The 2,247-nt window shown below is 73.6% G+C and carries 2 protein-coding genes and 2 pseudogenes; all 4 read left to right on the top strand.

All coding sequences use genetic code 11. The features are described from left to right. Positions 1-294: pseudogene (locus F3J10_RS35345) on the top strand (precorrin-3B synthase); the annotation flags it as partial. Positions 295-299: 5 nt separating this feature from the next. Further along, positions 300-926 carry a precorrin-8X methylmutase gene (locus F3J10_RS35340; RefSeq protein ID WP_166917063.1) on the top strand — a complete coding sequence of 209 codons (627 nt, stop codon included), beginning with the start codon at positions 300-302 and terminating at the stop codon, positions 924-926. Then, entirely contained in the window at positions 923-1,693 is a 771-nt protein-coding gene (locus F3J10_RS35335) for a precorrin-2 C(20)-methyltransferase (RefSeq protein WP_046579424.1), read from the top strand. The genes F3J10_RS35340 and F3J10_RS35335 overlap by 4 nt, the downstream gene beginning before the upstream one ends. Next, a pseudogene (locus tag F3J10_RS35330) lies at positions 1,681-2,247 on the top strand (cobalt-precorrin 5A hydrolase); the annotation flags it as partial. The gene F3J10_RS35335 and the pseudogene F3J10_RS35330, both read left to right, overlap by 13 nt.

Here is a 2,247-nt window from a genome sequence, read left to right as displayed (position 1 = left end):
TCCGATCTCACCGGCTGCGCACGCGCCCAGGCCGACACCAAGGCCGACGCGCAGGCCCTGGCCGCGCGCCTGGCCGAACACGGCGCCGCCCCGCTGGAACTCCACCTGAGCGGCTGCCCGCGCGCCTGCGCGCAGCCCTGGCCCGCCGCCGCGACCCTCCTCGCGGTGGACCCGGGCCGCTACGACCTTTACCGGCGCGACGGCGGCAGCGGCTTCGGCCGGCTCGCCGCGCGCCATCTGACGATCGACCAAGCCGCCGCGATGCTCGCCGCATCGCCGCGCCATCAGGACTGAACCGAATGCTCGACTACCTTCGCGACGGCCAGGAAATCTACCGGCAATCGTTCGCGACGATCCGTGCGGAAGCCGATCTCTCGGCGATCCCCGCCGACCTCGAAAAACTCGCCGTGCGCGTGATCCATGCCTGCGGCATGGTCGACATCGTCGCCGACCTGCGCTTCTCGGCCGGCGCCGGCCAGGCCGGCCGGGACGCGCTGGCCGCCGGCGCGCCGATCCTCTGCGACGCGCGCATGGTGGCCGAGGGCATCACGCGCACGCGCCTGCCGGCCGCCAACCCGGTGCGCTGCACGCTCGGCGAGGCCGAGGTGCCGGCACTGGCCGCGCAACTCGGCAACACCCGCTCGGCGGCCGCGCTCGAACTGTGGCGCCCCTGGCTGGCCGGCAGCGTGGTGGTGATCGGCAATGCGCCCACCGCGCTGTTCCATCTGCTCGACATGCTCGATGCCGGCGCGCCGAAGCCGGCCCTGATCCTCGGCTTCCCGGTCGGCTTCATCGGCGCGGCCGAATCGAAGGCAGCGCTGGCCGCCGACAGCCGCGGCGTGCCCTACGTGGTGGTGAACGGCCGCCGCGGCGGCAGCGCGATGGCGGCGGCCGCCGTCAATGCCCTGGCGACGGAGGTCGAATGAACCACGGCGAGACTCGCTCCGCAGCGAGCCGGCAGGGCGCCGCGCGCGGCCGCCTGTTCGGCATCGGCGTCGGCCCCGGCGACCCGGAGCTGCTGACCCTGAAGGCGGTGCGCCACCTGCGCGCCGCGCCGGTGGTGGCCTACTTCGTCGCCAAGGGCAAGAAGGGCAATGCCTACGGCATCGTCGAGGCGCATCTGCACGAGGCGCAGCTGCAATTGCCGCTGGTCTACCCCGTCACCACCGAGGCGCTCGAGCCGCCGCTCAGCTACGAGCGCGTGATCGCCGACTTCTACGACACGGCGGCCGAGGTGGTGGCCGCGCATCTCGATGCCGGGCGCGACGTCGCCGTGATCTGCGAGGGCGACCCGTTCTTCTACGGCTCCTACATGTACCTGCACGATCGGCTCGCGCATCGCTACGACACCGAGGTGGTGCCCGGCGTGTGCTCGATGCTGGGCGGCGCGGCCGTGCTCGGCGTGCCGCTGGTCTATCGCAACCAGACGCTCTCGGTGCTCTCCGGCGTGCTGCCCGAGGACGAGCTGCGCGCGCGGCTGGCCAAGGCCGACGCGGCGGTGGTGATGAAGCTGGGCCGCAATTTCGACAAGGTGCGGCGCGTGCTAGACGAGCTGGGCCTGGCCGGCCGCGCGCTCTACGTCGAGCGCGCCACCATGGCCAGCCAGCGCATCGTGCCGCTGGCCGAGGTCGATCCGATGGCCTCGCCCTACTTCTCGCTGCTGGTGGTGCCGGGGGAAAAATGGCAAGGCTGACGGTGGCGCCGGCGATCGTGGTGCTCGGCGCGGGCGCGCTGCCGGTGGCCGAGCGGATCCGCGCGCGCTACCAGGGCGCGACGATCCATGCGCTGGCGGGCCGCGCCGAGGGCGACGTGGCATTCAGCGAGCTCGGCGCCCACCTGCGCGCGCTCTATGCGCGCGGCAATCCGGTGGTGGCGCTGTGCGCGGCCGGCATCGTGATCCGCTGCGTGGCGCCCTGCCTGGCCGACAAGGGCGTCGAGCCGCCGGTGCTGGCGGTGGCCGAGGACGGCAGCGCGGTGGTGCCGCTGCTGGGCGGGCTGACCGGCGTGAACCTGCTGGCGCGCGAGATCGCCGAGACGCTCGGCATCGCGCCGGCCATCACCACCAGCGGCGAGCTGCGCTTCGGCGCCTGCGTGCTCAATCCGCCCGAAGGGTATGCGCTCGCCGATATCGGTGCCGGCAAGCGCTTCGTTTCCGATCTGCTGGCCGGCGCGAGCACGCGCGTGGACGGCGCCGCGCCCTGGCTCGAGGGCGTCGCGCTGCCGGTCGACGCGGCCGGCTCGCACGCA

This window comes from Burkholderia sp. Cy-637 (genome assembly GCF_011753175.1).
In the GTDB taxonomy this organism is placed as follows: Bacteria; Pseudomonadota; Gammaproteobacteria; order Burkholderiales; family Burkholderiaceae; genus Burkholderia; species Burkholderia gladioli.
The sequence above is the reverse complement of the archived record's forward strand: the minus strand, read 5'-3'. Positions and strand labels throughout refer to the sequence as shown.

Excerpts from the sequence above, each read along its gene's own strand:
- F3J10_RS35340 (WP_166917063.1), top strand. The coding sequence starts at position 300 with ATGCTCGACTACCTTCGCGACGGCCAGGAAATCTACCGGCAATCGTTC.
- F3J10_RS35335 (WP_046579424.1), top strand. The coding sequence starts at position 923 with ATGAACCACGGCGAGACTCGCTCCGCAGCGAGCCGGCAGGGCGCCGCG.